Annotated in this window: 18 protein-coding genes and 2 pseudogenes; 10 read left to right on the top strand and 10 right to left on the bottom strand. The window is 70.2% G+C overall.

Going from position 1 to position 25,514, the window contains the following annotated elements:
- Positions 1 to 63: 63 nt before the first annotated feature.
- Entirely contained in the window at positions 64 to 519 is a 456-nt protein-coding gene (locus F3T56_RS37195; protein WP_149829843.1) for an ATP-binding protein, read from the bottom strand.
- A gap of 477 nt (positions 520 to 996) precedes the next feature.
- Here F3T56_RS37195 and F3T56_RS37190 point away from each other — a divergent pair, with 477 nt between their 5' ends.
- The 3 genes from F3T56_RS37190 (at position 997) to F3T56_RS37180 (ending at position 3,071) form a co-directional block, all read left to right on the top strand.
- Positions 997 to 1,872, top strand: coding sequence for a helix-turn-helix domain-containing protein (locus F3T56_RS37190; RefSeq protein WP_149829842.1), 876 nt, complete (start codon positions 997 to 999; stop codon positions 1,870 to 1,872).
- Position 1,873: 1 nt separating this feature from the next.
- A complete protein-coding gene (locus F3T56_RS37185; protein WP_149829840.1) occupies positions 1,874 to 2,134 on the top strand; it encodes a DUF397 domain-containing protein in 261 nt (86 codons plus the stop codon).
- Between the two features lie 121 nt (positions 2,135 to 2,255).
- On the top strand, positions 2,256 to 3,071 hold the full coding sequence (locus tag F3T56_RS37180) for an SAM-dependent methyltransferase (RefSeq protein ID WP_149829839.1): 816 nt from the start codon (positions 2,256 to 2,258) through the stop codon (positions 3,069 to 3,071).
- Between the two features lie 178 nt (positions 3,072 to 3,249).
- Here the strand turns inward: F3T56_RS37180 and F3T56_RS37175 are convergent, their stop codons facing one another.
- The gene (locus tag F3T56_RS37175; protein WP_425473709.1) at positions 3,250 to 4,350 is read right to left on the bottom strand and encodes a LacI family DNA-binding transcriptional regulator; all 1,101 of its coding nucleotides are present in this window, start codon (positions 4,348 to 4,350) and stop codon (positions 3,250 to 3,252) included.
- A 253-nt stretch (positions 4,351 to 4,603) separates the two neighbouring features.
- Between F3T56_RS37175 and F3T56_RS37170 the strand changes: the two genes are divergently transcribed.
- Entirely contained in the window at positions 4,604 to 6,094 is a 1,491-nt protein-coding gene (locus F3T56_RS37170) for a hypothetical protein (protein WP_216373053.1), read from the top strand.
- Between the two features lie 381 nt (positions 6,095 to 6,475).
- Here the strand turns inward: F3T56_RS37170 and F3T56_RS37165 are convergent, their stop codons facing one another.
- Together F3T56_RS37165 and F3T56_RS37160 are read right to left on the bottom strand one after the other, a co-directional pair.
- Positions 6,476 to 8,257, bottom strand: coding sequence for a glycoside hydrolase family 35 protein (locus F3T56_RS37165; protein WP_149829837.1), 1,782 nt, complete (start codon positions 8,255 to 8,257; stop codon positions 6,476 to 6,478).
- Positions 8,258 to 8,283: 26 nt separating this feature from the next.
- Positions 8,284 to 9,525, bottom strand: a complete 1,242-nt coding sequence (locus F3T56_RS37160; RefSeq protein WP_246204264.1) for an MFS transporter — start codon at positions 9,523 to 9,525, stop codon at positions 8,284 to 8,286.
- A gap of 200 nt (positions 9,526 to 9,725) precedes the next feature.
- Between F3T56_RS37160 and F3T56_RS37155 the strand changes: the two genes are divergently transcribed.
- A complete protein-coding gene (locus tag F3T56_RS37155) occupies positions 9,726 to 10,094 on the top strand; it encodes a hypothetical protein (RefSeq protein ID WP_149829836.1) in 369 nt (122 codons plus the stop codon).
- 174 nt (positions 10,095 to 10,268) lie between these two features.
- Here the strand turns inward: F3T56_RS37155 and F3T56_RS37150 are convergent, their stop codons facing one another.
- Positions 10,269 to 11,492 carry a hypothetical protein gene (locus F3T56_RS37150; RefSeq protein WP_149829834.1) on the bottom strand — a complete coding sequence of 408 codons (1,224 nt, stop codon included), beginning with the start codon at positions 11,490 to 11,492 and terminating at the stop codon, positions 10,269 to 10,271.
- Positions 11,493 to 11,825: 333 nt separating this feature from the next.
- Here F3T56_RS37150 and F3T56_RS37145 point away from each other — a divergent pair, with 333 nt between their 5' ends.
- Positions 11,826 to 13,886 carry an AfsR/SARP family transcriptional regulator gene (locus F3T56_RS37145; RefSeq protein WP_342787034.1) on the top strand — a complete coding sequence of 687 codons (2,061 nt, stop codon included), beginning with the start codon at positions 11,826 to 11,828 and terminating at the stop codon, positions 13,884 to 13,886.
- Between the two features lie 142 nt (positions 13,887 to 14,028).
- Positions 14,029 to 15,429, top strand: coding sequence for an NAD(P)/FAD-dependent oxidoreductase (locus F3T56_RS37135; RefSeq protein WP_149829833.1), 1,401 nt, complete (start codon positions 14,029 to 14,031; stop codon positions 15,427 to 15,429).
- 66 nt (positions 15,430 to 15,495) lie between these two features.
- Here F3T56_RS37135 and F3T56_RS37130 read toward each other — a convergent pair whose 3' ends face one another.
- The 3 genes and pseudogenes from F3T56_RS37130 to F3T56_RS37120 all read right to left on the bottom strand — a co-directional run bounded on the left by F3T56_RS37130 (position 15,496) and on the right by F3T56_RS37120 (position 18,481).
- Positions 15,496 to 16,719: an MAB_1171c family putative transporter gene (locus tag F3T56_RS37130; RefSeq protein ID WP_149829832.1), complete on the bottom strand. Its 1,224-nt coding sequence runs from the start codon at positions 16,717 to 16,719 to the stop codon at positions 15,496 to 15,498.
- Between the two features lie 200 nt (positions 16,720 to 16,919).
- Positions 16,920 to 17,093: pseudogene (locus F3T56_RS37125) on the bottom strand (peptide-methionine (R)-S-oxide reductase); the annotation flags it as partial.
- Positions 17,094 to 17,158: 65 nt separating this feature from the next.
- Complete coding sequence (locus F3T56_RS37120; protein WP_281291949.1) at positions 17,159 to 18,481, bottom strand: RNA-guided endonuclease InsQ/TnpB family protein; 1,323 nt, start codon at positions 18,479 to 18,481, stop codon at positions 17,159 to 17,161.
- Positions 18,482 to 18,504: 23 nt separating this feature from the next.
- Between F3T56_RS37120 and tnpA the strand changes: the two are divergent.
- Positions 18,505 to 18,918: pseudogene (gene tnpA / locus F3T56_RS37115) on the top strand (IS200/IS605 family transposase); the annotation flags it as partial.
- 129 nt (positions 18,919 to 19,047) lie between these two features.
- Here the strand turns inward: tnpA and F3T56_RS37110 are convergent.
- The gene (locus tag F3T56_RS37110; RefSeq protein WP_246204263.1) at positions 19,048 to 19,605 is read right to left on the bottom strand and encodes a hypothetical protein; all 558 of its coding nucleotides are present in this window, start codon (positions 19,603 to 19,605) and stop codon (positions 19,048 to 19,050) included.
- Entirely contained in the window at positions 19,602 to 19,850 is a 249-nt protein-coding gene (locus F3T56_RS37105; RefSeq protein WP_246204266.1) for a hypothetical protein, read from the bottom strand. Before F3T56_RS37105 ends, F3T56_RS37110 begins: the two co-directional genes overlap by 4 nt.
- A gap of 317 nt (positions 19,851 to 20,167) precedes the next feature.
- On the opposite strand from F3T56_RS37105, the gene F3T56_RS37100 reads away from it, so the two are divergent.
- Together F3T56_RS37100 and F3T56_RS37095 are read left to right on the top strand one after the other, a co-directional pair.
- Positions 20,168 to 24,529: an AAA family ATPase gene (locus tag F3T56_RS37100; protein ID WP_149829830.1), complete on the top strand. Its 4,362-nt coding sequence runs from the start codon at positions 20,168 to 20,170 to the stop codon at positions 24,527 to 24,529.
- Complete coding sequence (locus F3T56_RS37095) at positions 24,526 to 25,428, top strand: hypothetical protein (RefSeq protein ID WP_149829828.1); 903 nt, start codon at positions 24,526 to 24,528, stop codon at positions 25,426 to 25,428. The genes F3T56_RS37100 and F3T56_RS37095 overlap by 4 nt, the downstream gene beginning before the upstream one ends.
- Positions 25,429 to 25,514: the final 86 nt, after the last annotated feature.

Below are 25,514 nucleotides of genomic sequence, written 5' to 3'. Positions count from 1 at the left end.
CATGACGAGTCTGGCCCTGCCGCTGACGCGGCAGGGCCAGAACCCAAGATCTTCATGAGCCTTCTAGGTCCAAGAAGGGTCGGCGAGTTGGGGCTCGGTGTTGGTGTGGGCCGTCGGAGGGACGGGTTCGGCGGGGGGCCCGCCCTCCGACGGCAGTTCTGCCCAGACGATGCGACCGGACCGTTGTGGGGTGTCCTTGACCCCCCAGTCGCTGCTGAGCATGCCGACCAGCATGAGCCCTCGCCCGTTCTGGTCGTCGGGTCCCGGTCGGCGCCGGGCGGGCAGTTCGTGGCCGCTGTGCTGGTCCTCGACCTCGATGCGGAGCCGCTGCCCTGTCATGTGCAGCCGGCACACGATCCATTCGCTCGTCGTGTGCGTCAGCGCGTTGGTGACCAGCTCGGACGTGATGAGGAGGGCGTCCTCACGGGTCTCCGCGCCCACCCCCCACTCGCCGAGCAACTCGCATACGGTTCTGCGCGCCTCGCCCGCCGACGCGGGCACCGCGGGCAGCCCGAACACGCCCGCTCTGTACGGTTCGTACGCCACCGGGGCGAGGGGTGGACACATGGCCGGCGCCGGCCGGGCCGACGACTGGGGGAGAGTGGGCGGAGCCATCGCCGTATGCCTTTCGTGGGCTCTTCGCACCGGTGGTGGCCGGTGCCAGGGCCGTCTCGCCATTCGCCGCGAGCGTCGTGCAACTCGCGGCGAACAGCGCTGAGTTGCGGTCACATCTCCCCCAACCTGGCCGCGCGGCCTCAGCGTTCGCCGAAGCCGTGACGGTACGTCCACTGTGGCATCCGCCAACAACACCTCGCAACCGGCAAGTTGAAATTTGCAATTCGTCGGACGCAGGATGCCTCCGTTCTCGCCAAGATCGTGCGAGACTGCGATCTCGAAGCGACTCGCTCAACAACGCGCAGGGCATGCAACAAAGCGCGCAAGCGGCACGAGGACGTTCGGCAGGACCTCTGACTCGTGCGAGGAGGGGAGGTGGGCGTGGCCGCGGAGACCGACTGGGGCGGTGCCCCCTCCGTGCTGCGCATGATCCTCGGCAGACAGCTGGAGGAGCTGCGCACCCGCGCCGGGCTCACCTTCGAGCAGGCGGGCGAGGCGATCGGGGTGAGCCACTCCACGATCCGCCGGATGGAGGCCGCCAAGGTCGCCCGGCTCCGCCTGCCGGATGTCGAGAAACTGCTCCAGGTCTACGGCGTCCGTGACCAGCAGGAGATCGAGACCTTCCTCAAGTCGGTCCGCGAGGCCAACAAACGTGGCTGGTGGCACACCTACCGCGACGTCCTGCCCGACTGGTTCGCCGCCTACCTCAGCCTGGAGCAGGCGGCGCTCCAGATCCGCGCGTACGAGCCGCAGTTCGTGCACGGCCTGCTCCAGACCGAGGAGTACGCGCGCGCCCTGCTCAGCGCCGGCAACCCGCACGCGGCGACCGAGGACACCGAACGCCGGGTGGCACTGCGCATGCGGCGCCAGGAGCTCCTCACCCGTGAGCAGCCGCCGCGGCTCTGGGTCGTCATGGACGAGACGGTGCTCAGGTGGCCGGTCGGCGGACCGGACGTGATGCGCGCACAGATCGACCATCTGATCGAGCAGAACCGGCTGCCGCATGTGACGGTCCAGCTCATGCCCTTTCACAACGGCCCGCATCCGGCGATGCGGGCCGGTGCGTTCCATCTCTTCCGGTTCAGGGCACCCGAATTGCCGGACATCGTCTACCTCAACGGTCTGGTGGGTGCCGTGTACCTCGACAAGGGGGACGACGTCGTCGTCTACCGCGAGGCCCTGGACCGGTTGGGCGCCCAGTCGGCGCCCGCCCGCAAGACCGAGGCTCTCCTCGGTGCGATACGCAAGGAGCTCTGACGTGCACCACCACATATCCAACGGAGTACACAACGACGTCCGCAACGGCATGCCCGCCCGTGACCTCGGCGCCCAGGACTGGCGCCGGCCGTGGAGCGACGACGCGGGCGGTGCCTGCGTGGAGGTGAAGAAGCTCGCCGACGGCCGGGTCGCCGTACGCCAGTCCACCGATCCCGACGGCCCCGCGCTGCTCTTCACCCACCGTGAGATGACCAGCTTTCTGACCGGCGTGAAGGCGGGCGAAGCCGACTTCCTGCTCTGACTCCCTTGCTGCCACGCCTCGTTGACGTACCACCCTGCTTGAACCCCGGGTTCCCGATTTCTGAACCCCTGGCTTTATCCGACCGTGCACCTGGACAGACGACTTGATGGGAGGGGCGGCTTTGCCCGACAACGGATGGCCGGCCGACCGGATCGACACCGAGCACGCGCACTCCGCGCGCATCTACGACTACATCCTCGGCGGCAAGGACTACTACCCGGCCGACAAGGAGGCCGGTGACGCGATGGCGCAGGAGTGGCCGGCCCTGCCGGTCCACATGCGCGCCAACCGCGACTGGATGAACCGTGCCGTGCGCTGGCTCGCCGAGAAGGGCGGGATGCGCCAGTTCCTGGACATCGGCACCGGCATCCCGACCTCCCCCAACCTCCACGAGATCGCCCAGTCGGTGGCGCCGGAGTCCCGGGTCGTCTACGTCGACAACGACCCGATCGTCCTCACCCTCTCCCAGGGCCTGCTGTCCAGCACGCCGGAGGGGAAGACGGCGTACATCGAGGCCGACTTCCAGGACCCGGAGGCCATCCTCGGCTCGGCCGAGTTCCGGGACACGCTCGACCTGGGCAAGCCGGTCGCGCTGACCGTGATCGCGATCGTCCACTTCGTCCTGGACGAGGACGACGCGGTCGGCATCGTCCGCCGCCTCCTCGAACCCCTCCCCTCCGGCAGCTACCTGGCGATGACCATCGGCACCGCCGAGTTCGCCCCGGAGGAGGTTGGCCGGGTCGCCCGCGAGTACGCGGCCCGCGACATGCCGATGCGGCTGCGCACGATCGACGAGGCCCACGAGTTCTTCGAGGGCCTGGAACTCGTCGAGCCCGGCATCGTCCAGGTCCACAAGTGGCACCCGGACGGCACGGGCGAGCAGAACATCCGCGACGAGGACATCGCGATGTACGGAGCGATCGCAAGAAAGCCGTGACGTAGGACGACTTCTCCTTTGGCCCGGCGCCCGTCAACCACTCGGCGCCGGGCCAGGGGGCGCCCCGTAAGGGGCGCGGGGCTGTGTCGATGTGCGGCTCCGCCGCGTGGGCGCGACCAGCCACGACACAGCCGCAGACGCCCGAACCCCCATCTCGGCACCCCCAACGGCGCACGAACTACCGCACCGGCCCCGTACTGTCACGAACGATGAGCTCAACAGGGATGATCGCGTCCTTCGACAGAGAGTCACCCGTACCCCCCGGGTCGTCCAACTGCGCCACAAGCAAGCGCAGCGACCGCGTTCCGATCTCGGAGAAGTCGGTCCGGACCGTCGTCAGCGGCGGCAGCAGATGCGCGGCCTCCGGAATGTCGTCGTAGCCGACCACGCTGACGTCGTCCGGCACCCGGCGGCCGGCCTCGTGCAGGGCGCGCAGCAGGCCGAGGGCCATCTGGTCGTTGGAGACGAAGACGGCGGTGACGTCCGGGTCGGCCGCGAGCCGCCGGCCCAGTTCGTAGCCGGAGTCGGCGCTCCAGTCGCCGACGAGGGGTTCGTGGAGGGGTGCGCCGGCGTCGGTGAGGGTCTCGCGCCAGCTCGCGGCGCGGCGGTCGGCGGAGGTCCAGCCGGTGGGGCCTGCGATGTGCCAGACGGTGGGATGCCCGAGACGCAGCAGATGCTCCGTGGCCAGCCGCGCCCCCGCCCGGAAGTCCGAGGAGACGACGGGCGTGCCGTCGCCCAGGCCGTTGTCCATCATCACCAGGGGGGTGTCGGGGCGGGCCTGGGCGAGTGCGGTGGCGACCGGGCGCTGGGGGGCGATGGCGATGATCCCGTCCGCGCCCTCGGCCGAGAGCCGGTCCACGGCCTCGACGACCGTGTCCCGGTCCGCCGTGTCGAGGGCGATGGAACTCACCAGGTAGCCCGCCTCCTGGGCCGCTGTGTTGATCGCGGTGAGGGTGGAGGCGGGGCCGTAACGCGCCGCGTCGAAGGAGATCACCCCGAGCATCCGCGTCCGCCCACTGGCCAGCGAACGCGCGCTCCGGCTCGGCCGGTAGCCGAGCGTCCGCATCGCCTCCAACACGGCCTCCCGGGTCTCCGCCCGCACCGCCGGGTTGTCGTTGAGCACCCGGGAGACAGTCTGCTTGGACACACCGGCCAGGCGGGCGACGTCGTCCATCACCGGGCGGGAGCCGGCGAAGTTCCGGCGGCTGCGGCTGCCGGTGGTCGACCTGCTTCCTCCGGTACGTCCGGCCGTGGTGCCGTTCGTGGCACTTCCGGGCATGGCGGCTGCTTCCTTCAGAATCGTCCCGGCGGTCCTGTTCCACCTGGCAGGGCCACAGGATAGGCCGGGCGGCGTGGGAGGGCTCGGCGAGCAGTACATGACCGGTCGGCAACTGCTGTCTGGTTGTTGTCACGGCGCGCTCACGCGTCCCCCGTCAGAGTGAACGAGGGCCGGTTACCAGGATCCCGCACGTACCGGGAACGCGTGATCGCTGATGGCAGCTGAGTTCGCAATGAACTGGAGAGGGGGGCCAGTGGCCCGTCAGCACGGGAGGAAGCGTGCGTTACGCACGATCGCGCCCCCGTTCACCGTGGCCGCACCCTCGGGTGCTCGGATCCGGGACCGGCTGCGTGTCGATGTAACGGACGAGAAGGTCCTCACCCTGGTCGGGCAGCACCTCGGCCGTCATCAGCGGGTGGATCTCGCTGAGCGCGTTGCGATCGGCCCGGTACCGATGAAGGACAACCGGCGGGCCGAGCGGAAGAAGAAGCTGACGGCGGTGTCGTCGTCGCGCTGGGCAGGGGCGATGACCCGCGCCAGTGAGGACCAATACCAGCTCAGCATGCGATGCCTGTACGACGAGCGTGCCGCACTCCGCCACGCCATCGAGAAGATCGCCCGTCGCCTCGCGGTGCCGTGCGGGCAGCGTACCGGCCGCGTACGCGGCTACCAGGACCGGGGCGAACGCTTCCAGAAGCATCGCCGCCTCCAAGCACTCAAAGCCCGTCTTGCCGTGGTCGAGCAGCACATCGCCGAAGGACGGCCGTCCGTCGTGGTGGGAGGCCGCCGTCTGGCGAAGACACGGCACAACCTGGCCGACGCCCAGCTCACGGCCGAGCACTGGCGCAAGCGGTGGGACGCGGCCAGGCTGTTCCTCACTGCTGACGGCGAGTCCGGGGCCCCGCACGGGAACTACACCATCACGGTGGACCCGGCGGACGGCGGCGTGACGATCGTGCTTCCCGAATCACTCAGGCATCTCGCGAACGCACCACGCGGCCGCTACCGGCTGGCCTGCACCGTCACTTTCCATCACCGCAGGCAGGAGTGGCTCGACCGCGCCTGCGCGAACCAGGCCGTCCGCTACGACATCGTGCACGACCCGATACGCGGCCGCTGGTACCTCGAGGCTTCGTGGTCGTCAGCGAAGGCCATGGTGCCGTCTCCGCAGGAGATCCGGGCGGCAGGCGGCCGCATGCTCGCGGTCGATCTGAACGCCGATCTCCCCCACGCTCGGCTTCGCTCGCGCGGGGGGGGGACCCCCACCGCCGCACATGTGCTCGATCCGCACGGCAATCCGGTCGGCGAACCCATCACGGTGCCGCTGGAGTTGACCGGGAGCGCATCGCGGCGTGACGGCAGACTGCGGGCCGCTGTCACCTCGCTGATCGGGATCGCCAGGACACACGACTGCGCCGGGATCGCGGTCGAGAACCTGGGCTTCACCGACGCGCGGCAGACGGGCCGGGAAACGATGGGACGTGGCCGACGCGGCAAGGTCTTCCGCCGCACGGTGGCCGGTATCCCGACCGCGAGTTCCGGGATCGGCTGCGCGGCATGGCCTACCACCGAGGGCTGGTCGTGGTCGCCGTGGACCCGGCCTACACCTCACGCTGGGGCGCCCTACATTGGCGAGCACCCCTCGACAATCAACCAAAGACCACTGTCACCCGGCATCACGCGGCCGCGGTGGCAATCGGCAGACGCGGCCTGGGACAACAAATCCGGCGTCGGCCAGGTGTGACCGCTTCCGACCGGAGGATCGGACAGCGGAGAGCTACCGGCCAGACCGCATGTGTGCCCAGGCCCCCTAGGACCACAGGCACACCCCACGAGGGCGGCAAGACCTGCTGGAGCCGAAGTGACCAGCTCGTGCTGTTCCCCGCACTCAAGACCGTTCGGGGTGCAACCAGCGCGTTGATTCGGCCTACACCGGCCAACAACGCTAGGAACGGTGTAGTGGAGCTCGCCGGAGACGGGAACCAAACGGTCGGCCGCCCCGGGTCAGCCAGCGGCTGTTGACCTCGATGGGGTCGGGCACGCCCGGGGCGTCGGCGAAGGGCAGATGCCCGCTCAGTGACGGCGCGGCGGGGTTCCGGGACGCGCAAGCGGTACGGGGCTGCCATCAGGGCTTCACCGGGCCCAGGTCCGGCGTGTCCGTGAGCTCGGCGCGGGCGCTGGTCGTGGCGTTGAGTTCCAGCAGGATCAGGTCGTTGGCGCCGGGGCGCAGGACGGGGGCGGGGACGTACAGGGTGCGCTGCGGGCCCCGGTTCCAGTAGCGGCCGAGGTGGAAGCCGTTGATCCAGGCCTGGCCCTTGGTCCAGCCGGGCAGGGAGAGGAAGGTGTCGGCGGGGGTGTCGACGTCGAAGGTGCCGTGGTGGAAGGCGGGCACGTTGACCGGGGCCGGGTCGGCCGGGGCGAACGGGACGGCGGACAGGTCGGCCAGGGGCAGCCGGTGGGTGTCCCAGCCGTGCAGGGCGGTGCCGTTGAAGGTGACCGGGCCGAGCAGGCCCTTGGGGGCGCCGATGCGGGGGCCGTAGTTGACGCCGCCCATGTTCTCGACCAGCACCTCCAGCGTGGCGCCGGGCCGCGGGACGCGCAGGGGCAGGGTCTCGTCGTGGCGTTCGCGTTCCAGTACGCCGACGGGGGCGCCGTCCACGAAGACCTGGGCGCGGTCGCCGACACCCCCGGCGAAGTGGAGGAGGCCGTCGCCCGCTTCGGGGAGGGTGGTGCGGTACAGGACGTATCCGGAGCGCTGCCCCAACTCCTCCATCGTGACGGGGTGTTCGGTGTGTGCGACCGGCTCGGTGGTGCTCGTGCTCGTCGCGTACGGCAGGAGGGGCGCCCGGCGGTCCAACTCGACGGTGATGCCCGACAGTTTGGGCATGGGCGCCGGGACCGGCTCCTCCGGCACCGGGGCGTGGCGGGCGATCACCTCGCGGAAGGCGTGGTATTTCGGGCCGGGGTCGCCGGACTCGGTGAGGGCGGCGTCGTAGTCGTAGGAGGTGACGATGGGCGCGTAGCACTGGTCGTGGTTGGCGCCGTTGGTGAAGCCGAAGTTGGTGCCGCCGTGGAACATGTAGATGTTGACGGAGGCGCCGGCGGCCAGGAGCTTGTCGAGGTCGGCGGCGGCGTTCGCCGCGTCCCGTACGTGGTGCTCCTCGCCCCAGTGGTCGAACCAGCCGATCCAGAACTCCGAGCACATCAGCGGTCCTTCCGGCTGGTGGGCCCGCAGCGCCGCCAGGGATTCCTCGATCCTGCCGCCGAAGGTGGCGGTGGACAGGACCCCGGGCAGGCTCCCGGCCGCCAGATGGTGGCCCGACCCCGCCTGGTCACAGGTGAACAGCAACTCCTCGACACCACGCGAACGCAGCGCCTGGTGCACATGCTTGAGATACGCGGTGTCGTCGCCGTACGCCCCGTACTCGTTCTCCACCTGCACGGCGATGACCGATCCGCCGTTCGCGGCCATGTGCGGCAGCAGCGGGGGCAGCAGGATGTCGAGGTAGCGGTCGAGGGCGCCGGTGAAGCGGAGGTCGCTGGAGCGGAGCCGGATGTCGGGGTCCGTGGTGAGCCAGGAGGGCAGACCGCCGCCGTCCCACTCGGCGCAGATGTACGGGCCGGGGCGCAGCAGGACGTGCAGGCCCTCGTCCCGGGCGAGGCCCAGATAGCGGGGCAGGTCGAGCAGGCCGTCGAGGACGAGGGGGCTGTCCGGATCGGGCTGGTGGAGGTTCCAGGGGACGTACGTCTCCACGGTGTTCAGACCCATCAGCCGGGCCTTGCCCAGCCGGTCGGCCCACAGGTCGGGGTGGATCCGGAAGTAGTGCATCGCGCCGGAGATGATCCGGAAGGGCTCACCGTGGAGCAGGAAACCGTCGGAGGAGGTGGTGAGGGCGGGGGTGGGCAAGGGGGGGTCCCTTCGGTCGATACGACTCAACGGGCGGGTGCGGAAGGTTGGTCGGAGTCGGAGCGGGTCGCGCGGATCAGCCACAGCGTGGCCAGCAGGCACAGCGCCGAGACCGCGCACAGCAGCAGCGGCACCGCGCGGACGCCGGACCACTCGATGGCCTTGCCGAGCGCGGGGCCGGCGGCCACTCCCCCGACCATGGACGCGGCGATGACGAGCGCTCCGGCGCGGCGGGCCCGGGGTGCGGCCGCGTTCAGCCAGGGCAGGCCGGTGGGGAAGATCGGGGCGATGAAGAGCCCGACACCGGCGTACGCGTACGGGGCGAGCCAGGGGACCGAGGCGAGCAGCAGACAGACGGTCATGCCCGCACAGGACACGGCGATGATCGTCCGGGCCGAGTATCGCAGGGCGATGGGGGCGACCAGGAAGCGGCCGACGGTCATCATCAGCCAGTACACGGACGTGGCCGTGGCGGCGGCCCCGGCGCCGTACCCGACCGTCTCCAGGTGGGTGGGCTCCCAGCCGCCGACCCCTGCCTCGATGCCCACGTGCAGCACATAGAGGATGACGAACACGGCGAGCACGGAGGTCAGGCTGCGACCGCGGGCCGACGACCCGCCGCTCTGGGCGCCGGAGGCGTCGGATGTGTCGGACACGGCCATGGGTGCCCGGTCGCGTACGCCGCGCAGGCACAGCAGCAGCGGCAGGTTGGCGGCGGCGAAGGCGAGGAAGACCGCCGGGTAGTGCTCGGCGCCGACCGTGGCGATCAGGGCGGGGCCGAGGATCGCGCCGATGCCGAAGTGGGCGTTGAGGATGTTCAGCATGGCGGTCGAGCGGTCGCCGAAGCCGACGGCGAAGAGCTGGTTGAGGCCGTAGTCGATGCCACCGAAGCCGAGTCCGGCGAGCAGGGCGGCGGCGAGGCCGACGGGCCAGTTCGGCGCGAGCGCGAAGCCGGCCGCGCCGAGGGCCATCAGCAGATACGAGGCGCCGAGGATCGCCCGGTTGCCGATGCGGCCGTAGAGCCGGTCGAAGAGCAGCACCCCGGCGACCCCGCCGACGAAGTGCGCGCTCAGCCCGAGTCCGGCGGCCGATGGCGACAGCCCGAACTCCTCGCGGAACGCCGGGATCGCGGGGCCGTAGAGCGCCTGGAGCACACCGATGAGCACGAAGCCCACGCAGGAGGCGACGACGGCGGCAGGGCTGAACACCCTTGATTCCTGGGCGACTTGGGGGTCGTGCAACTGTTGCGCGGTCGATGCGTCGGGCACGCGGGACTCCACCTCGTCATGGCAGGTACTCCTTGCAGTGTTACCGGTAACATCACCGCCGTCAAGATCCCCCGCAGGGGTGGGTGTGAGGGAGCGGCCGCCGGTACCCAGAGGGGCGGGGTTTCCTCGGGAGGGGTCCCGTGAGGGGCGGGCTACAAAAGCCGTGCGGGAAATCCCCCAGAGGACTGGAGGTCCAACTGATGACCACGGGCATGCGCCGGAGGACCGCGACGACCGCCATGGCACTGATGACGGCGGGCACGCTGGGGCTCGGCCTGACGGCCCCGGCCGCGAGCGCCGCCAACGGACCCTGCTACGACGGCCGGTGCAAGACCACCGTGTCGAAGGGCAAGACCATCAAGGTCAACAGCAAGAAGTTCGGCTTCGGCAAGTTCAAGACCGACAGCGTCAGCTCCAGGTCCGTGAAGTTCTCGGTCAGGACGAGCCACTACTACCTGAACGGCAGCACCAGCCCCGGCGGCACCGTCAAGTTCAACAACCTGAAGATCTGGGTGAAGTCGGTCAAGGGCGGCAAGGCCAACATTCAGCTGTTCCCGACCAAGTACTGAGCGGGGCCGACGAAGTACTGAGCGGTGCACGCGGGCGCGCCCGGGACAGGGGTCCGGGCGCGCCTGGCGCTGGTGGGTGATTGGCAGATCCGTCCCAGCAATATGTCGCATATACGGTGCTTCGCGGAGATGGACCCGGTGTTCCGGTGAGACGAATCTGCCAATTGCCACCCGTCAGCAGATGGTCTGTGTGCTGTTCACCAGGCGGTTGTTGCGGAAGGTGGTGTTCTCGCCGCAGGGGCTCTCCCTGAGGGAGGAGTTGGTGACCGTCAGGTTCTGGACGGTGATGTCGCGGTTGTTGGGGAACTCCGAGCGGGCCGCGAGGCGGATCTCGCCGCCGCCGGAGACGGTGCCGCTCTGGGCGGCGAGGTTCACGTTGTAGCAGTTCTCGATCAGGACCGCGTTGTTGCCGGTGTTGGTGAGGTTGATGCGGTCGATGACCGCGCCGCCGCTCTCGGAGACGCAGAAGACACCGCGTCCGCCGCCGCGTGCGATCACCTCGCCGACCCGGATGTTGGTCGGGTACGAACTGCCGACCCGGCCGTTGCGGTTGGCCATGCGGAAGGCCGCGTAGCCGGTGCCGGCGCCCGCGCCGTCGGCGTCGACCTTGGTGACGGTGACGTTGATGGTCTGGTTGAGGAGCAGGCCGGACTCGCCGACGTTGCGGGCGGTCACCGTGCCTACGGTCAGGCCGTCGACACCGTACGTCTCGACCGCGTGGCTGCTCGCGCCCGACACGTACACGTTGTCGATCCTGACGTTCCGGGTCCACTGGCTGGTGTCGCCGCGGTTGTCGATGCGGACACCGAGGCCGCGCGAGAGTCGCATGTCGAGCTGGCCGAGAACGACGTTCTGGACGTTGCGCAGGAAGATCCCGTACAGCGGGGTGCCGGTGAGGTTGAGGTGCTGGACCTCGATGTCCCGGGTGCCGCGGGAGTAGACCGGCGCCTGGTCGCCCGATCCGGTGCCGGTGACGTTGACCGTGCCGCAGACGTCGAGCACGGTGTAGCTGGGCAGCGAGACCCGGGATCCGGCGCTGATGGAGCCCGAGCCGCGCACCACGACCCGTTCCTTCGACGTCCGGCCCGACGTCAGGCTGTTGACGGCGGCCTGGATCGCGGCGCGCATGTCGGTGCCGGTGTACGTGACGCTGCTGCCGCGCCGGGCGGTCCAGGTACTGCCGTTCAGCACGGCCTCCGCCTGGTACGAGCCCTCGCCACACGCCGCCGCGACCGCGGGTGGGGCGGCGGCCGGTTCGGGGGCGGCGCTCGCGGGGGCCGTCAGTACAGCGGCTCCGGTGAGCAGGGCGGTGGTGCACGCCGCGGTGACCAGGGCTCGCCTGCGGCGGGCGGGGTCAACGATGCCTGGCGTGAGGTGAGTTGCGGCTCTGCGTCCCATCTCGGCTTCTCCTGTGGGGGTGTGGGGGGTGCTATGAGCGGCCCACGTGTCGTCGAACCCGATTCGACCGAGTCGGTTCACGATCGACACGTTCAAGGGGCCGATGACCTGGAGTGGCGCGGCTCCGTACGACACCGGGCCGTACGGCAGTGCCACGGCGGCCGCTTCCTGTAGCGGGCCGCGAGTGTGGCAAGCGCTTTCCATGGGCGTCAAGTGCCGGGAGGGGACGGAATCGGCGAGCCCGTGCGCGTAACTCTGGGCAATCAACGAACTCACGTAAGGTCATGGAGGGGCGCGCAGAAGATACGAGATACAAGATATGAGGGGGCCGAATTGGCACTGGAGCCGGTCTGGTTCGCGGTTCTGGGGTCGGTCAGGGTGCGGCGGGCGGGGGTGGAGCCGGCCCTCGGGGGGCCGCAGGAAAGGGCTCTGCTGGCGCTGCTGTTGGCGCGGGCGGGGCAGCCGGTCACGGTGAGTGAGATCGTCGATGTGCTGTGGGGGCGACGGCCGCCGGACAGCGCCGTGAATGTGATCCGGCGTCACATCGGCTCGCTGCGGCGCCTGTTCGAGCCGGGGCTGCCCAACCGTGCCGTCGGGCGCTGGCTCGTACGGGACGCGGGCGGGTACCGGCTGGTGGCCGACGGCGACTCCCTGGACCTGCTGCGCTTCCGTCGCCTGCGGGACGAGGCGCGGCGGGCCGCCGCCGCGGGCGAGTCGCCGGAGCGGGTCGTGGAGCTCCTCACCGAGGCCCTGGCCCTGTGGCGGGGGCCGGTCGGAGCGGGGCTTGCCGCCGAAATCCGGGAGCGGGCGGGGTTCGGGGCGGTCGACCACGAACGGCTCGCGGCCGTACGGGAGGTGGCCGACGCGGCACTGCGCGCCGGCGTACCCGGGGTGGTCCTGCCCGTGCTTCAGGAGACCGCGGCCGACAATCCGTTGGACGAGCCCCTGCTGGCCAGGCTGATCCTGACCCTGGCGGCCACCGGACGCGAGGCCGAGGCACTGCACACGTACCGGGCCGCCCGCGCCAGACTCGCCGACGAGCTGGGCATGGATCCGGGGCCGGAACTGCGCGACGCCCACCGGACCGTCCTGCACGGCAGCGCCCCGGAGTACTCCTCCCCAAGCCCCGCCTCCATGCCGCCGCCCGCCCAACTGCCCCACGAACTGCCGACGTTCACCGGCCGCCGCGCCGAGCTGGACGAGGTGCTGGCGCTGCTCACCGACGACGGAGCCGGAGCCGGCGGCGGCGAACCGCGCCCTGCCGACCGCCCCACCGACGTCGACCGCCCCACCGACACCGTGGTGATCAGCGCCATCGGCGGCATGGCCGGCATCGGCAAGACCACCCTCGCCGTGCACTGGGCCCATCGGATCGCCGACCGGTTCCCCGACGGTCAGCTCTACGTCAATCTCCGGGGGTTCGACCCGTCGGGAGCGGTGATGGGCGCGGGCGAGGCGGTCCGGGTCTTCCTGGACGCGCTGGGAGTGCCGCCGGAGCGGGTGCCGCACGGGGTCGACGCCCAAGCGGCGCTCTACCGGAGCCTGTTGGCCGGGCGGCGGTTCCTGGTCCTGCTGGACAACGCGCGCGACACCGACCAGGTGCGACCGCTGCTGCCGGGAACGCCCGGCTGCCTGACCATCGTCACCAGTCGCCATCAGCTGTCCGGTCTGGTGTCCGCGCACGGCGCCCACACGCTGACCCTGCGTCCGCTGGACGCCGAGCAGGCGTGGTCGTTCCTCGAACGACGGCTGGGCGCCGGGCGGCTCGTGGGCGAGGACCGGGCGGTGGCCGAGATCGCGGCTCTGTGCGCGGGGCTGCCGCTGGCCCTGGCCTGTGTCGCGGCCCGTGCCGCCGCGCACCCGGGCTTCGCGCTGTCGGCGATCGCGGCCGAGCTGCGTGCGGCGCACGGCAGCCTCGACGCGTTCAGCCGGACCGACAGCTCCGCGAACGTCGGCGCGGTGTTCTCCCGGTCCCTGGGCGCCGTCTCGTCCGAGGCGGCCCGCGTCTTCCGGCTGCTCGCCGTGCACCCCGGCCCGGACTTCTCCGTGCCGGCCACGGCCGCTGGACGTACCCCGTCGAGGGCGCCGACCCCGCCGTCGAGGTCACCATCAAGGCGGACGCCTTCCCGGGCCTCTTCGCCGCGGACGTCCCGGCGGAGGTCACCAGGATCCTGGCGGTGTCCCAACGCCCGCTCGCCGCCGTGTTCACGGAGAGGGCCGCGACCGCCGCCTGGAAGGCCAAGCCCTCCTGGGCCCTCGTCGCCGACGCCGACGACGCCATCAACCCCGACGTCCAGCGCTTCGGCGCCAAGCGGGCCGGCTCGACCGTCATCGAGATCGAGGGCGCCTCCCACGCCGTGGCCGTCTCCCGCCCCAAGGAGGTCGCGGCGGTGATCCGCGACGCGGTACGCGCGACAAGCTGACGAACGCCCCCGCCTGCTCGTCCAGGGCGCACAAAGTCCAGTTGCGTTGATCTTCTGTCGCGACCGGGCACGTGAATGTACGGTGAGGGCGCCCACGGAGAGCAGAGGTGTCCATGTCACGTACTGCGGTCGTCATCGGGGCGAGCATGGCCGGCATGCTCGCCGCCGCGGCCCTGGCCAGGTCCGTCGACGAAGTGATCGTGCTGGAGCGCGACGAGCTCCCGGACGAGCCCCGCCCCCGCAAGGGCCTCCCGCAGGGCCGCCACGCCCACATCCTCCTGCCCAGCGGACGCGACGCCATCGAGGAGCTCGTGCCCGGCGGCGGGGTGCGCAAGCGGCTGCTGGCGGCGGGCGCGACGGAACGCGGCCTCACCTCCGGTCTGGTGACGCTGGGCCCGCAGGGCTGGTACCGGCGCTCACGGCATACCGAGAGCCATCCCCTGCTCGTCGCGAGCCGCGACCTGATCGACTGGACCGTACGCGACACCGTCCTCACGAGCACCACCCGCATCAGCGTCCGCCGCGCCTCGGCCGCCGGTCTGCTGGGCACGGCCGAACGCGTCACCGGCGTCCGTATCGAGGACGGCCGGGGCGGGGAAGACCTGCGCGCGGAGTTCGTCGTCGACGCGAGCGGCCGCGGCACCCGGGTCGAGCACTGGCTCTCCGAACTCGGCGTCACCGACATCCCCAAGGACGTCGTGGACGCCGGACTCGTCTACGCCAGCCGCCTCTACCGCACCCCCGAGGGAGCGGAAGCCTTCCCGCCGGCGCAGGTCACCGCCGACCCGGCCGGCGGCCGGCCCGGCCGGTCGGGGCTCCTCCTCCCGATCGAGGGCAGCCGCTGGCTGGTCAGTCTCGGCGGCACCCGAGGCGGCGAACCCACCGCCGCCCCCGACGACTTCGTACGCTTCGCACTCGGCCTGCGCCACACCATCGTCGGTCAACTCATCGGTGGCGCCGAGCCGTTGAGCGACGTCGTCCTCAGCCGCAGCACACGCAACGAACGCCGGTACTTCGAGAAGGCCGAGCGCTGGCCCGAGGGCCTGATCGCGCTCGGCGACGCCGTCGCCACCTACAACCCGGTCTACGGGCAGGGCATGTCGGTGGCCGCCCTCGGCGCGCGTGCGCTCAGCCGCGAACTCGACCGGACGGGCATCGTCGCGCCCGGGCTGGCGCGCCGCGTGCAGCGGGCGGCCGCGAAGGTGGTGGACGCGGCGTGGATGATGTCCGTCGGCCAGGACCAGTGGTTCCCCGGCGTGCGCGGCAAGTCCCCCACGCTCGCGGACCGTTGGCTGTCGGCCTACACCGGCCGCATGGCCCGCGTCGCCACCGGCTCGTACCGCGTGTCGGCCGCGATGTGCGAGGTCACCACCCTCCAGGCGGACGCCCTCCACCTCCTACGCCCGTCCCTCCTCCTGTCCACGGCCCTCGGCCCGTTCCTTCCACCCCTGTCGGGCCCACCACTGACTCCGGGGGAACGCGCCGTCCTCACGTCCCTGAGCGGCGGGCACTGAGGCTTCGCCGGCACACGAAAGCCGACGAAGGTCGCGCGGTCGGCCGGATCGGGCCGCGGCCCCCGGTCACACCTGCCGGCTGTGCGCGCGTTCGGCGCGTACCGCGCCCTCGACGATGGCGGCGCGTACGGCACGCGACATCCGGATCAGGGACGGCTGGCCGGTGTCCAGGGTCTGCCCGCCGGCCACGGGCCCGGGCCCGGTGAATCCGGCGATGGCGTCGAGGGCGACGCTGTCCAGGACGGCCGGGTCGAGACGCGGGGCGCGCCGACGTGCGCCCGACAGCGCGGCCACCGCCACCATCGCGGCGTCGCCGATGGCCTCCGCCTCGGCCGTACTGGAACCGACGGACAGCGCCTGGCGGTAGGCCCGCTCCCGGACCCCCTCGTCGAAGTGCACGGACACGTCCCTGAGGCCGTCCCGGATGGCCGTCGTACGGTGGGTCAGCCGAAGCTCGACGTTGCCGAGGGACCGCCAGGACAGCACCGTGTGCCGCTTGTCGCTCCGGGAGCCGACGAGCCGGAAGAGCGGGCCGAGCCGCAGGAAGGCGACGAGGCTGTCGATACGCGACCCCAGCAGCGGCAGGATGTACCCGGCCGACGTGAGGGCGGCGCCGACGGTGACCAGCATCGGCGCGAGCCGCGTGCTCAGCGGATCCCACTGCTGCCCGCCCCACCGCCCGGCGACCGCGATCAGCTTGACGACCCCGTACGCGCTCGTGCACAGCCACCCGAGGGCCAGCACCGCCAGCGCCCGCCGCGTCCATCCGCTGATCTGGAGGGTCCAGCGCCAGCACAGGATCGTGGTGGTGGAGGCCGCCGCCAGATGGGCCAGGAGATAGAGGACGATCATCTCGCGGACGAACGGCGTGTCCGCGTAGTAGGTGTCGAAGTCCGTGCGGCGCTCGACCGGCGCGTCCCCAGCGGCGAAGAGCGCGACCTGACCCCCGATCACCACCGCGTACGTGATCAGCCAGCCGCGCGAGATCCGCCGGACGTGGTCCGGACCGTCGGCACCGCGCCAGTGGACGATCAGGACGAGGGAGGCGGCGGAGAACGCGTTCAGGGCCCCGTAGGTGACGCACGCCGCGGCGTTGGGCACACCGATGGCTCTGTTGAGGAAGCCGACGGTGGGCGGGGCGCCGAGGGCGAAGCAGCAACCGGCGAGGAAGATCACGGCGCAGAGGGCGCGTTTGAGCGGATCGCGCCAGTCGTGCCACAGGCCGGGCACCTGGGCCGCGAAGCCCGTCCACAGGATCCCGGCGGATATGTAGTAGATCAATCCGTTCACGTCAGGCCCACGGGCCCTGACCGAGGGATTTCTCCATCCACTTGCCCCGTCAACACCGCGAACTCCCGACTTCCTGACTCAAAGAGGCCGCATGCCGTACCTTGCTGCCATCTTCAAACAGTAGCCACGCAGTCAACCCCGGCAACCGCCGTACACCCGGCCGGAGATGCGGCCGGGGCCGGTGCAGCTCTTATGGATCGTCAGGCGTCGTCGGCGGTAAGCCGCAGCGAGATGCTGTTGATGCAGTACCGCTGGTCGGTCGGGGTCGGATACCCCTCCCCCTCGAAGACATGCCCGAGATGCGATCCGCACCGGGCGCACCGCACCTCGGTGCGCACCATCCCGTACGACTGGTCCTCGATCAGCTCCACCGCGCGTCACGCGTCGCTGTTCTTCGGGTCTTGAAGTGCTCTCCCGGCTGAAGCCGGGAGATTCCCTCCTACCTTGCGGTGGCAGGCTTGACGCCGCGGGGGCGCCTGACGACTGCCCTTCCGGCAGCCGGGACGAGCGCGTGGCCCATCCGGTACAGGTGCAAGACGTTCCGCGCGGCGTTGTGGTCGGCGTTGCCGGACCAGCCGCAGCCTTCGTTCTTGCACACGAACACGGCCTGGGACTCCCGGCTGCCCGGCGTGGTAAAGCCGCACATCGAGCAGCGCCGGGAGGTGCCGGGGGCGGGAACCTTGTGCAGGGTGCCGCCGTGGCGGGCGGCCTTGTACCTCAGCATCGTCACGGTGCGACCCCATGCCTCTTGGCTGATGGAGCGGTTCAGGCCGGACTTCTGCGCGACGTTCTTCCCCGGGTTCTCGATGGCGCCTCTGGCACTCTTGACCATGTTCGGGATGTCCAGTTTTTCCACCACGATCACGCCGTAGGTGCGGGCGAGGTGGGTGGTGGTCTGGTGCTGCCAGTCACTCACCCTGCGCTTGGCTGTCGCGCGCAGGCTTGCGATCTGGTCGTAGGTCCGCTTCAGCCGGTTGGATGTTTCCTGGCCCGGCTTGCGGAAACTCTTGCGGTGCGCGGCCCGCTGCTCCAGCCGGAGCAGCTTGGCCTTCTCGTCGGGGTTCAGCCACTTGTCCCGGTCGGCCGTGCCGTCCGGGAGGCGGGCGGGCCGGCCGTGGTCCTGGTGATGGCCGTCGGACAGGGCGAGCGGGATGGTGACTCCCGCGTCGATGCCGACCTCGGGACCGGTGTGCGGTTCGGGCACGGTGACGAGGGTCTGGATGCGGAAGGCGATGTGCCAGCCGAGTGCGTCCTTGACCAGCCGGGCCCCGGTGATCTTGTTGTCGTTGTCGGCGGCCTTGCCGATGGGGAGGTCTTTGGTCCAGCGGAAGCGGACACGGCCGACCTTGGGGATGTTGACCACGCCCCAGCGGCGGTGCACCCGCTTGATCTGGAGGTCGCGGCCCTGCGGGACGTCCACGCTCATCACCGACCGGAAACGGGCCTTGAAGTTCGGCGCTTCGGCCCGCCCCTCCCAGCAGTTCCTCCACGCCTGGAAGTACGTCTTCAGCACCGCCTGGGCGGCCTGGGCGGGAAGGGCCGCAAGCCAGTCGATTTCCCTGCGGGCCTGGCGGATCGCGGCGTCCGCCGCGGCAAGCGTGCGCTTGCCCTTCGGCAACATCGTCCACCAGTCGTGCAGGAGGTTCCACGCCGTACGGGCAGCGTGCGCCTGGGCGTCGATGAGCCGAACCTGCGCAGGGGGCAGCGCCAGCCGGGCGCGATGCCCGAACTGCCGCTTCTCCTGCACACGTTCCGTTGCCACGCGATCACTGTACCATTCGGTCTATGTCACCACGCTGGAATCCAAATCCCGATGTGCGCACCGGCCGTTACGTCGTCTACAACCTTCATGTCCACTTGGTGTTCGTCACCAAGTACCGGAGCGGGGCCATGACAGGCGAGATGCTGACACGCTGCGAAGAGATCATGCGAGAGGTCTGCGAGGACTTCGAGGCTGAACTGAAGCAGTTCAACGGCAAAGAGGACCACGTCCACCTGCTCGTGCACTACCCACCCAAAGTCCAGCTCTCCAAGCTGGTCAATTCCCTCAAAGGCGTCTCCTCCCGCTACCTGCGCAAGGAGTACGACGCTCACGTCCGCCGCTACCTGTGGGGCGGCCACTTCTGGTCCGGCTCCTACTTCGCCGGAAGCTGCGGCGGGGCGCCGCTGACCGTCGTACGCCAGCCAGTACATCGACAACCAGCAGCGCCCCGTGTGACGGCCGTCGTGGGCGCCGGTCAACAGCGCGGATCCGTGCCCACAGCCGAGGCCAGAGCAGTTCTGAGATGCGCTTCACCTCCGCCCTGAAGGGCGGAGCACTGCGCAAGATCAAAGGTAGAACGACGGCCAACCGCGCCTCACTCTCCCCACCAGCCCCATCCGCCCCATGCTGTGGCGCCGTCGAACTGCGACCACATGTACATCCGGAGGCGCCAGAACCTCCAGGTACGCATGGAGGTCGTCCGGATCACTGCCGAAGACCACCGCGCTGCCGTGCCGGGCCGCCGCGAGGGCCACCCAGGCATCGACCGCGTCCGGCCGCTTCTTCACCGGGAGCACCGCCTGCCCCAACGCCGTGCCGATGCGCCGCCAGTCCGCCAGGTCGGAGCCCGTGGTACAGGCCAGGCACTCGGGACGACCCGCCTTCGTCTCCCTCATCGGCGGCTCGGCAGTACGGGCCTGCGGAACGACGCAGTCCTTCAGCACCCCGGACAACGCGTGCACCAGCGCCGGACGCGGACGCCACACCTGGGCAAGGACCGGGCCGAGGACCAACGCCCGATGCAGGGCCGCCCGCACCCCCTCGTGGAGCGCGACCGCCTTGGCCTTGCGCTCGGCGAGCGCGATGAGCATGCCGGTGTCGTAGACCGGCACCCGTGCGCTCACGCGGCATGACCCGGGCGATACCCCTGCCGGTCCCGACCCCGCACGAGGTCGAGCGCCTCCTCGACCCTGCGGCGCTCCTGCTCCGTCAGCCCCGCCGTCGTATCGGCGGGCTCGTCGGGCAGCTCACCGGCCTCCCGCTCGGCCCGGGCGATCAGCGCATCCACCCCGGCGAACTGTTCCTCTATGGCATCACTCTCGGCCATCTGCCGTGTCGCGGCATGCACCAGATACGCCGAGACATCCATCCCTGCCGCTCCGCGTGCTGCCTGATCCGCTCGGCCTGCGCCCGCTCCAGACTGATGCTGATCCGCACCTTCGCCATATCGGTAGCGTATGACGCATATTACGACGGCTCAAGTGGCGACCGAACCGGCCCAAAGCGGACTTCTCGGAGGCAGGCCCCTCGGGCAGCTCGACGGCAGGCCGTTCAGCGGGTCTGCGTCATACTCTGCCTCCGCTCGCCGGCATGATCCGCCGTTGCTGGAGCCCGGCTCGGCACCGGCCGCCGACTGGCACAATGCATCGCAAACTCAGGGGAATTCACGGGGACGAGGGATGCATCATGCTGCGTCAGGCGTTGGTGGTGGGCGTCGAAGGACCTGCCGCGGACCCCGCCGACGACTCACCCCCACAGTGGCAGCAACTCACCTTCGCGGCACCGTGCGCGCAACGGGTGCGCAAGGCACTGGAGAAGGAGTACGCCTATGTCCTCCTGGAGCCCGATCATGACCCCGCGTCCACCGCCGCCGCGCTGGGCGGCGCCCTGACTCAGGCCGTCAGCAGCGAGGCCGACTTCACCGTCATCCATCTCCTCGCACACGGAGAACCGACCCGCAACGGTCACGGCATCCAGGCGGTGGGCGGGGACGGCCGCCTCACCGAGGAGCTGGCCCGTTGGGTCAACATGGCGGAGAACCAGGACACGGAGGGCAGCGGGGATCCGGCTGTTCTGCTCATCCTCGATCTGTGCCATTCCGGCGCCGTGGTGACCGAGCACCTGCGGTCGCTGGTCCGGCCGGAGCGCCGCCGTGTCTGGGTGCTCGCCGCCTGCCAGTCGAAGCAGGACGCCTATGACGGCCGCCTGAGCACCGCCGTCGACGAGGTGCTTCGCGGCTTCGCCTCCGGGACCCTGAAGCTCGACACATCGGTGCCGTACATCCCGATCGCCCGGTTCTGCCGTGAGGTGGCCCTCCACGTGGAATCGCGGAGCACATCCCTGAATCCTCAATCCGTCGAGCAGCCACTGGCCGCGCTCGGTGCAGACCTGTCGCGCCTGAGGTTCTTCGCCAACCCCCAGTACGAACCGGCCGGCGCGCGCAGGCTCACCGGGGTGGATCCTGCTGTGTTCACCCTGCTCGACGAAGTGGCCGACGCCCGCCACTTCGTGATCCGGGCGCATGGTGCGGACAGCGCCTTCGGCGACCTCGGCGCTCCGTCCTTCACCGGACGGAGTGACGAACTCCGTGAGCTGGCAAGCTGGTTGGACGGCCGTGGGCCCTCGTTACGTGTGGTCACCGGCGTACCGGGGGTCGGCAAATCCGCGCTGATCGGCACCTTCGTGTGCGCCGCGCATCCGGCGCTGCACGAGACCACCGAGCAGTTGTGGCGGCCATCGGGCGGCGACATTCACGAGACCACCGACGAACTCGCGATCGTGCACGCGCGACGGCGCGGTGTCCCGGAGATCCTCACCTCGCTCGCCACCCAGTGGGAGCTCGGTTCTCCCGGCGACGCGACGACGTGGACAACGGACCGGTTGGTCACGGCACTGCGAGCAAAGCCCGTACCCCCCTGTCTCGTCATGGACGCGGTGGACGAGGCCGAGCACCCGGCCGATCTGGTCAGCGCCGTGCTGCTGCCCTTGGCAACCATTCGGCGGTCGGACGGGGCACCGCTGTGCAGGATGCTCGTCGCGACGCGTCCGGAAGCGGCACCACGGCCGCTCATCGAGGCGGCCCGTGCGTGCGATGGGCTGATCGACCTGGACAAGGTGTCGCCCCTGCGACTGCGCAAGGACCTGACCCAGTTCGTTCTGCGGGTGCTGCGGCCGCTGCTCCCCGGCGTATCGCCGTGGTGCTCACTCGCGACAGCCGAGAGCCTGGGCGGCGCGCTGGCCGACACCTTGTTGAACGGGTCACGCGAGTGGGGCGAGTTCCTTGTCGCCGGACTCTATCTGAGGCTCCTCCAGGAACAGATGCCACCGCCGGCGACGACCGAGCAGGCCGAGCGCCTGGGCAGTGAGGTGCCCCGTACGCTCGACGCGGTCCTCAACCTCCATCTCCGTCTTGACCCCCGACCGGGCCTGCACGCGCTACTGGCCGCGCTGGCCTGGGCGGAGGGCGCGGGAATGCCGGAGGACCTTCTCGCCCAGGTCGCGAACCCCGATCCGGGTCCGGCCGGGGAGGACCGGGCACCCACCGCCGATCTGCTTCGGGCCGCGCGTTTCTACATACGCCGCAACGTCGATCGTGAAGGCGCTCCGCTCTACCGGCTCTTCCATCAAGGGCTGGCCGACCGGCTCCGCGAACGTCCTGTCCTGGACGCGACCACGGTCTGGGAACGCCTGCTCACGACGGTGCGCCGCACGAGCGGCTCCGGCCGCCGCCGGTGGGCGACCGCCGAGCCGTATCTGCTGCGGCACGCGGCGCGCCACAGCGCGCTCGCTGGCAGGCTCGACGAACTCCTCGAGGACAGCGAATACCTGGTTCACGCGGACCCGGCCCCCCTGGCCCAAGAGCTCTACCACAGTGAACACGGCCCTCACGGAACGGTCTATCTGACGTCGTACGGAGCCCACCACGACGGTCCGCCCGGACAGCGGCGCGACATCCTGGCCGTCGACGCGGCCCGGCACCAGAAATGGCAGCTCGCGGCAGAGCTCACGCAGGACACCGGCCGTCACATCGCCTGGACCGCCGGCCGGTCACTGCACACCAACCTCCTGACGACACTGACCGGGCACCGCGGCAGGATCTGGGACCTGACAACCCTCGAGATGTACGGCCGTCCCCACGCCTTGACAGCTGGTCAGGACGGAACGGCCAGGCTATGGGACCTCGACTCCGCGACGACGACCCTCGAACTCGGGGACCACGGTGCTCCGGTGGGAGGCGTGGTGGCCGGGAGAGCCGACGGCCGCCAACTCGCCGTGACTGGCTGTGACAGCGGCGAGTTGCGGGGATGGGACCTGGCCACAGGACATCTCGTGTGGACCGCCCCGGCCCATACGGGTCCGATCTGGTCCATGGTGGGCGTGCGCTACGAGGGGGTCCCCGCAGTGGCCAGCGCGGGCGAGGACCGGGTGATCCGCTACTGGGAACTCGCCACCGGAGCTCCGCTCGCCACCACACACCTGTCCGCCATCAATGGCCATGTGTGGCACCTGTCCCGCGTCTCCGTCGACGGCAGGGGCGACTGCGTCGTGGCCTGCTACGACAACTGGGTCAAGGTCCTGACCGTCCACGGCGAGGAGGTCGAGCTGCCGCACACCAACTGGGAGCGGCTGTCGTGCTACCGCTATCTCGATCTGGGACACGGTCCCGAGCCGGTCGCGGGTGATCGGGACGGAATCGTGTGGGTCGGCAGCGACGAGTACCTCGAACTCCTCAACGAGGATCGTCCTCATGCCGACGCCGTCTCCGATCTCGCCACCGCGTCGCTGGACGGATCCATGTACCTCCTCAGCGCGGGCGAGGACGGTGTCGCGCAGTTGCATCCGCTGGACGGCAGCAACAGTGCACGGCAGGTTGTCAGCCACACCACTGCGATCACCCGAGTCGCGACCGTGTCCGAACCGCACCGGACTCGAATCCTCACCGCGAGCAACGGCGGTACCGTCCGTGTCTCGGACGCGGCCAGGGGCGAGGTGCCTCAACGCCACCCCGGGCACACCCACGCCGTCAATGATCTGACGGTGCTTCCCGACGGACGTCTGGTCTCCTGCAGCGAGGACGGAAGCATGGCTCTGTGGACCGTGGACGGTGCGGTCGGGCAGCGGATCGCCCTGCTATACCACACGGACTTCCCGTTGCCGGACCAAGCCACCGGCATCGCGGTCCTGACAGCCGGCGAACATCCGCGGATCGTCGCCTCGTGCGCACACGACGGGGTCGCCCTGTGGGACACGAACACGACCGAGAAGCATCTGGAACGGCGCGACCTGGGAGAAGGCCCAGGCGCCACCGCAATCGTCACCATCACCGTCGAGGGGGCCCGGCACATCGTCTATGCCTCCGACCGAGGCGAGGTCGCGATAGCCACCGCCGATCACCTGGACCGGATGTCCCGCTGGCCCGACGTCGACATGACGGACCCGGCGTGGAGAGGAGAACCGGAGCGCGTCCTGCTAGCGCCGACCGAGGCCAGGACCATCAAAGAATGGGGAGGAAGGACAGTCACCGTTCCCGTGGCCGCGACGTGCCTGGCGGCCTCCGCCACCCACGTCCTGGCCGGTTACCGTTCCGGTCACGTACGATCCGCACGCCTGCTGGGCCCGCCCCTGCCGCAGCTCGTCACCGAGCATCCTGTCGCCGTCCACACCGTCGCCGCCGTCGACCTCGACGGGCAGCCGCACGTCGTCAGCGGTGACGACCGCGGCGAGGTTCGCGTCACCGCACTCGACGCCACCCGGACGTTCACGCTGCCCGGCCACACTCGTGCCGTCTTCGCCGCACTCCCGGTCCTGATCGACGGACACCCGCACCTCTACACCGGTGGACTCGACCGGTCCCTGCGGTTGTGGGACCTGAAAAGCGGCAGACAGGCCGACGTCTTCTGGTTCCCGGACACCGTTTTCGCCATCGCCGTCGCCCCCGATGGCGCCCTGTACATCGGGGTAGGTCCAGACATCATCCACATGACACCGCACGACCGGCTCCAGGTACGCCCGATTCCGACTCCCGACCAAGGAACAAGCATCCGATGACCGCCTTCGTGGCCGTACACGGCGTGGGCCACTACCGGTCCGCCCCCTCACCGGCCGAGATCGTCACCGCTCGCTCAGCCGTCTGGGCCAAGGACCTCGCCGCCGGGCTAAGCACGGCCGCCGAGCAGGTCCCTGTCACATACGCCTACTACGCCCACCATCTCCACCTCGGCAGGCCCGTCGCGCAAGGTGCCGAGGACTTCGAGCAGCTGGAGCGCGAGCATCCCCACCTGGCCGAGGACATCACTCACTGGGTGGAGTCGCTGGACGAGTCCCTGGGCCTGAGACTTCCGTCGGCGGCAACGGCTCAGGGACGCCTGACCGTTCCGCTCCGGCAACTCGTCTCCGCGATCTCCGAGCGTCTGAGCCTCGACGGCCGCCTTACCCGCGCGTTCATCGTCACGTTCTTCCGCGACGTCGCGCGCTATCTCGGCGGGCCGGACGACGCTGCCCGCGTTGCGGCGCGAGAGGAGGTCGCAGGCGTCATCTCCTCGACGGGCGCCCGCGTGGTCATCGCCCACTCCCTGGGAAGCGTCGTGGCCTACGAGGCCCTCCACGCCCACCCGGAACTCGAAGTCGACCTGTTCCTGACACTCGGCTCCCCCCTCGCACTCCGCCACGGAGTCTTCGACCGCCTGTCACCGGCTCCGCTCGCCGACACCGGCGAACGGCCCACGGGGGTGCGCCGGTGGGTCAACCTGTCCGATCACGGGGACATCGTCGCTGTCCCTCGCCCCTTCAAGCAGCGCTTCCCGGCAGTCGATCTCGATCTCACGGACAGCATCGCCCCCTTCGACTTCCACCGAGTGGCCCCCTATCTACGGTCCTCTGTTGTGGCCGCGACGTTGGCGCCGTACCTCGTCAAAGACACCGATGGACGCGGATCCGACGCCAACTGATCCGAGAGAGAGTGGGCGACCACACCCCCGATGCCCCGCGCGGAACCTCCGCGCGGGGCATCACTGCTACTCATAGGCACTACAAA

The organism is Streptomyces tailanensis (assembly GCF_008386495.1).
GTDB classification, from domain to species: Bacteria; Actinomycetota; Actinomycetes; order Streptomycetales; family Streptomycetaceae; genus Streptomyces; species Streptomyces tailanensis.
Note: the sequence above shows the minus strand (reverse complement) of the source record. Positions and strands in the feature narration are given on the sequence as shown.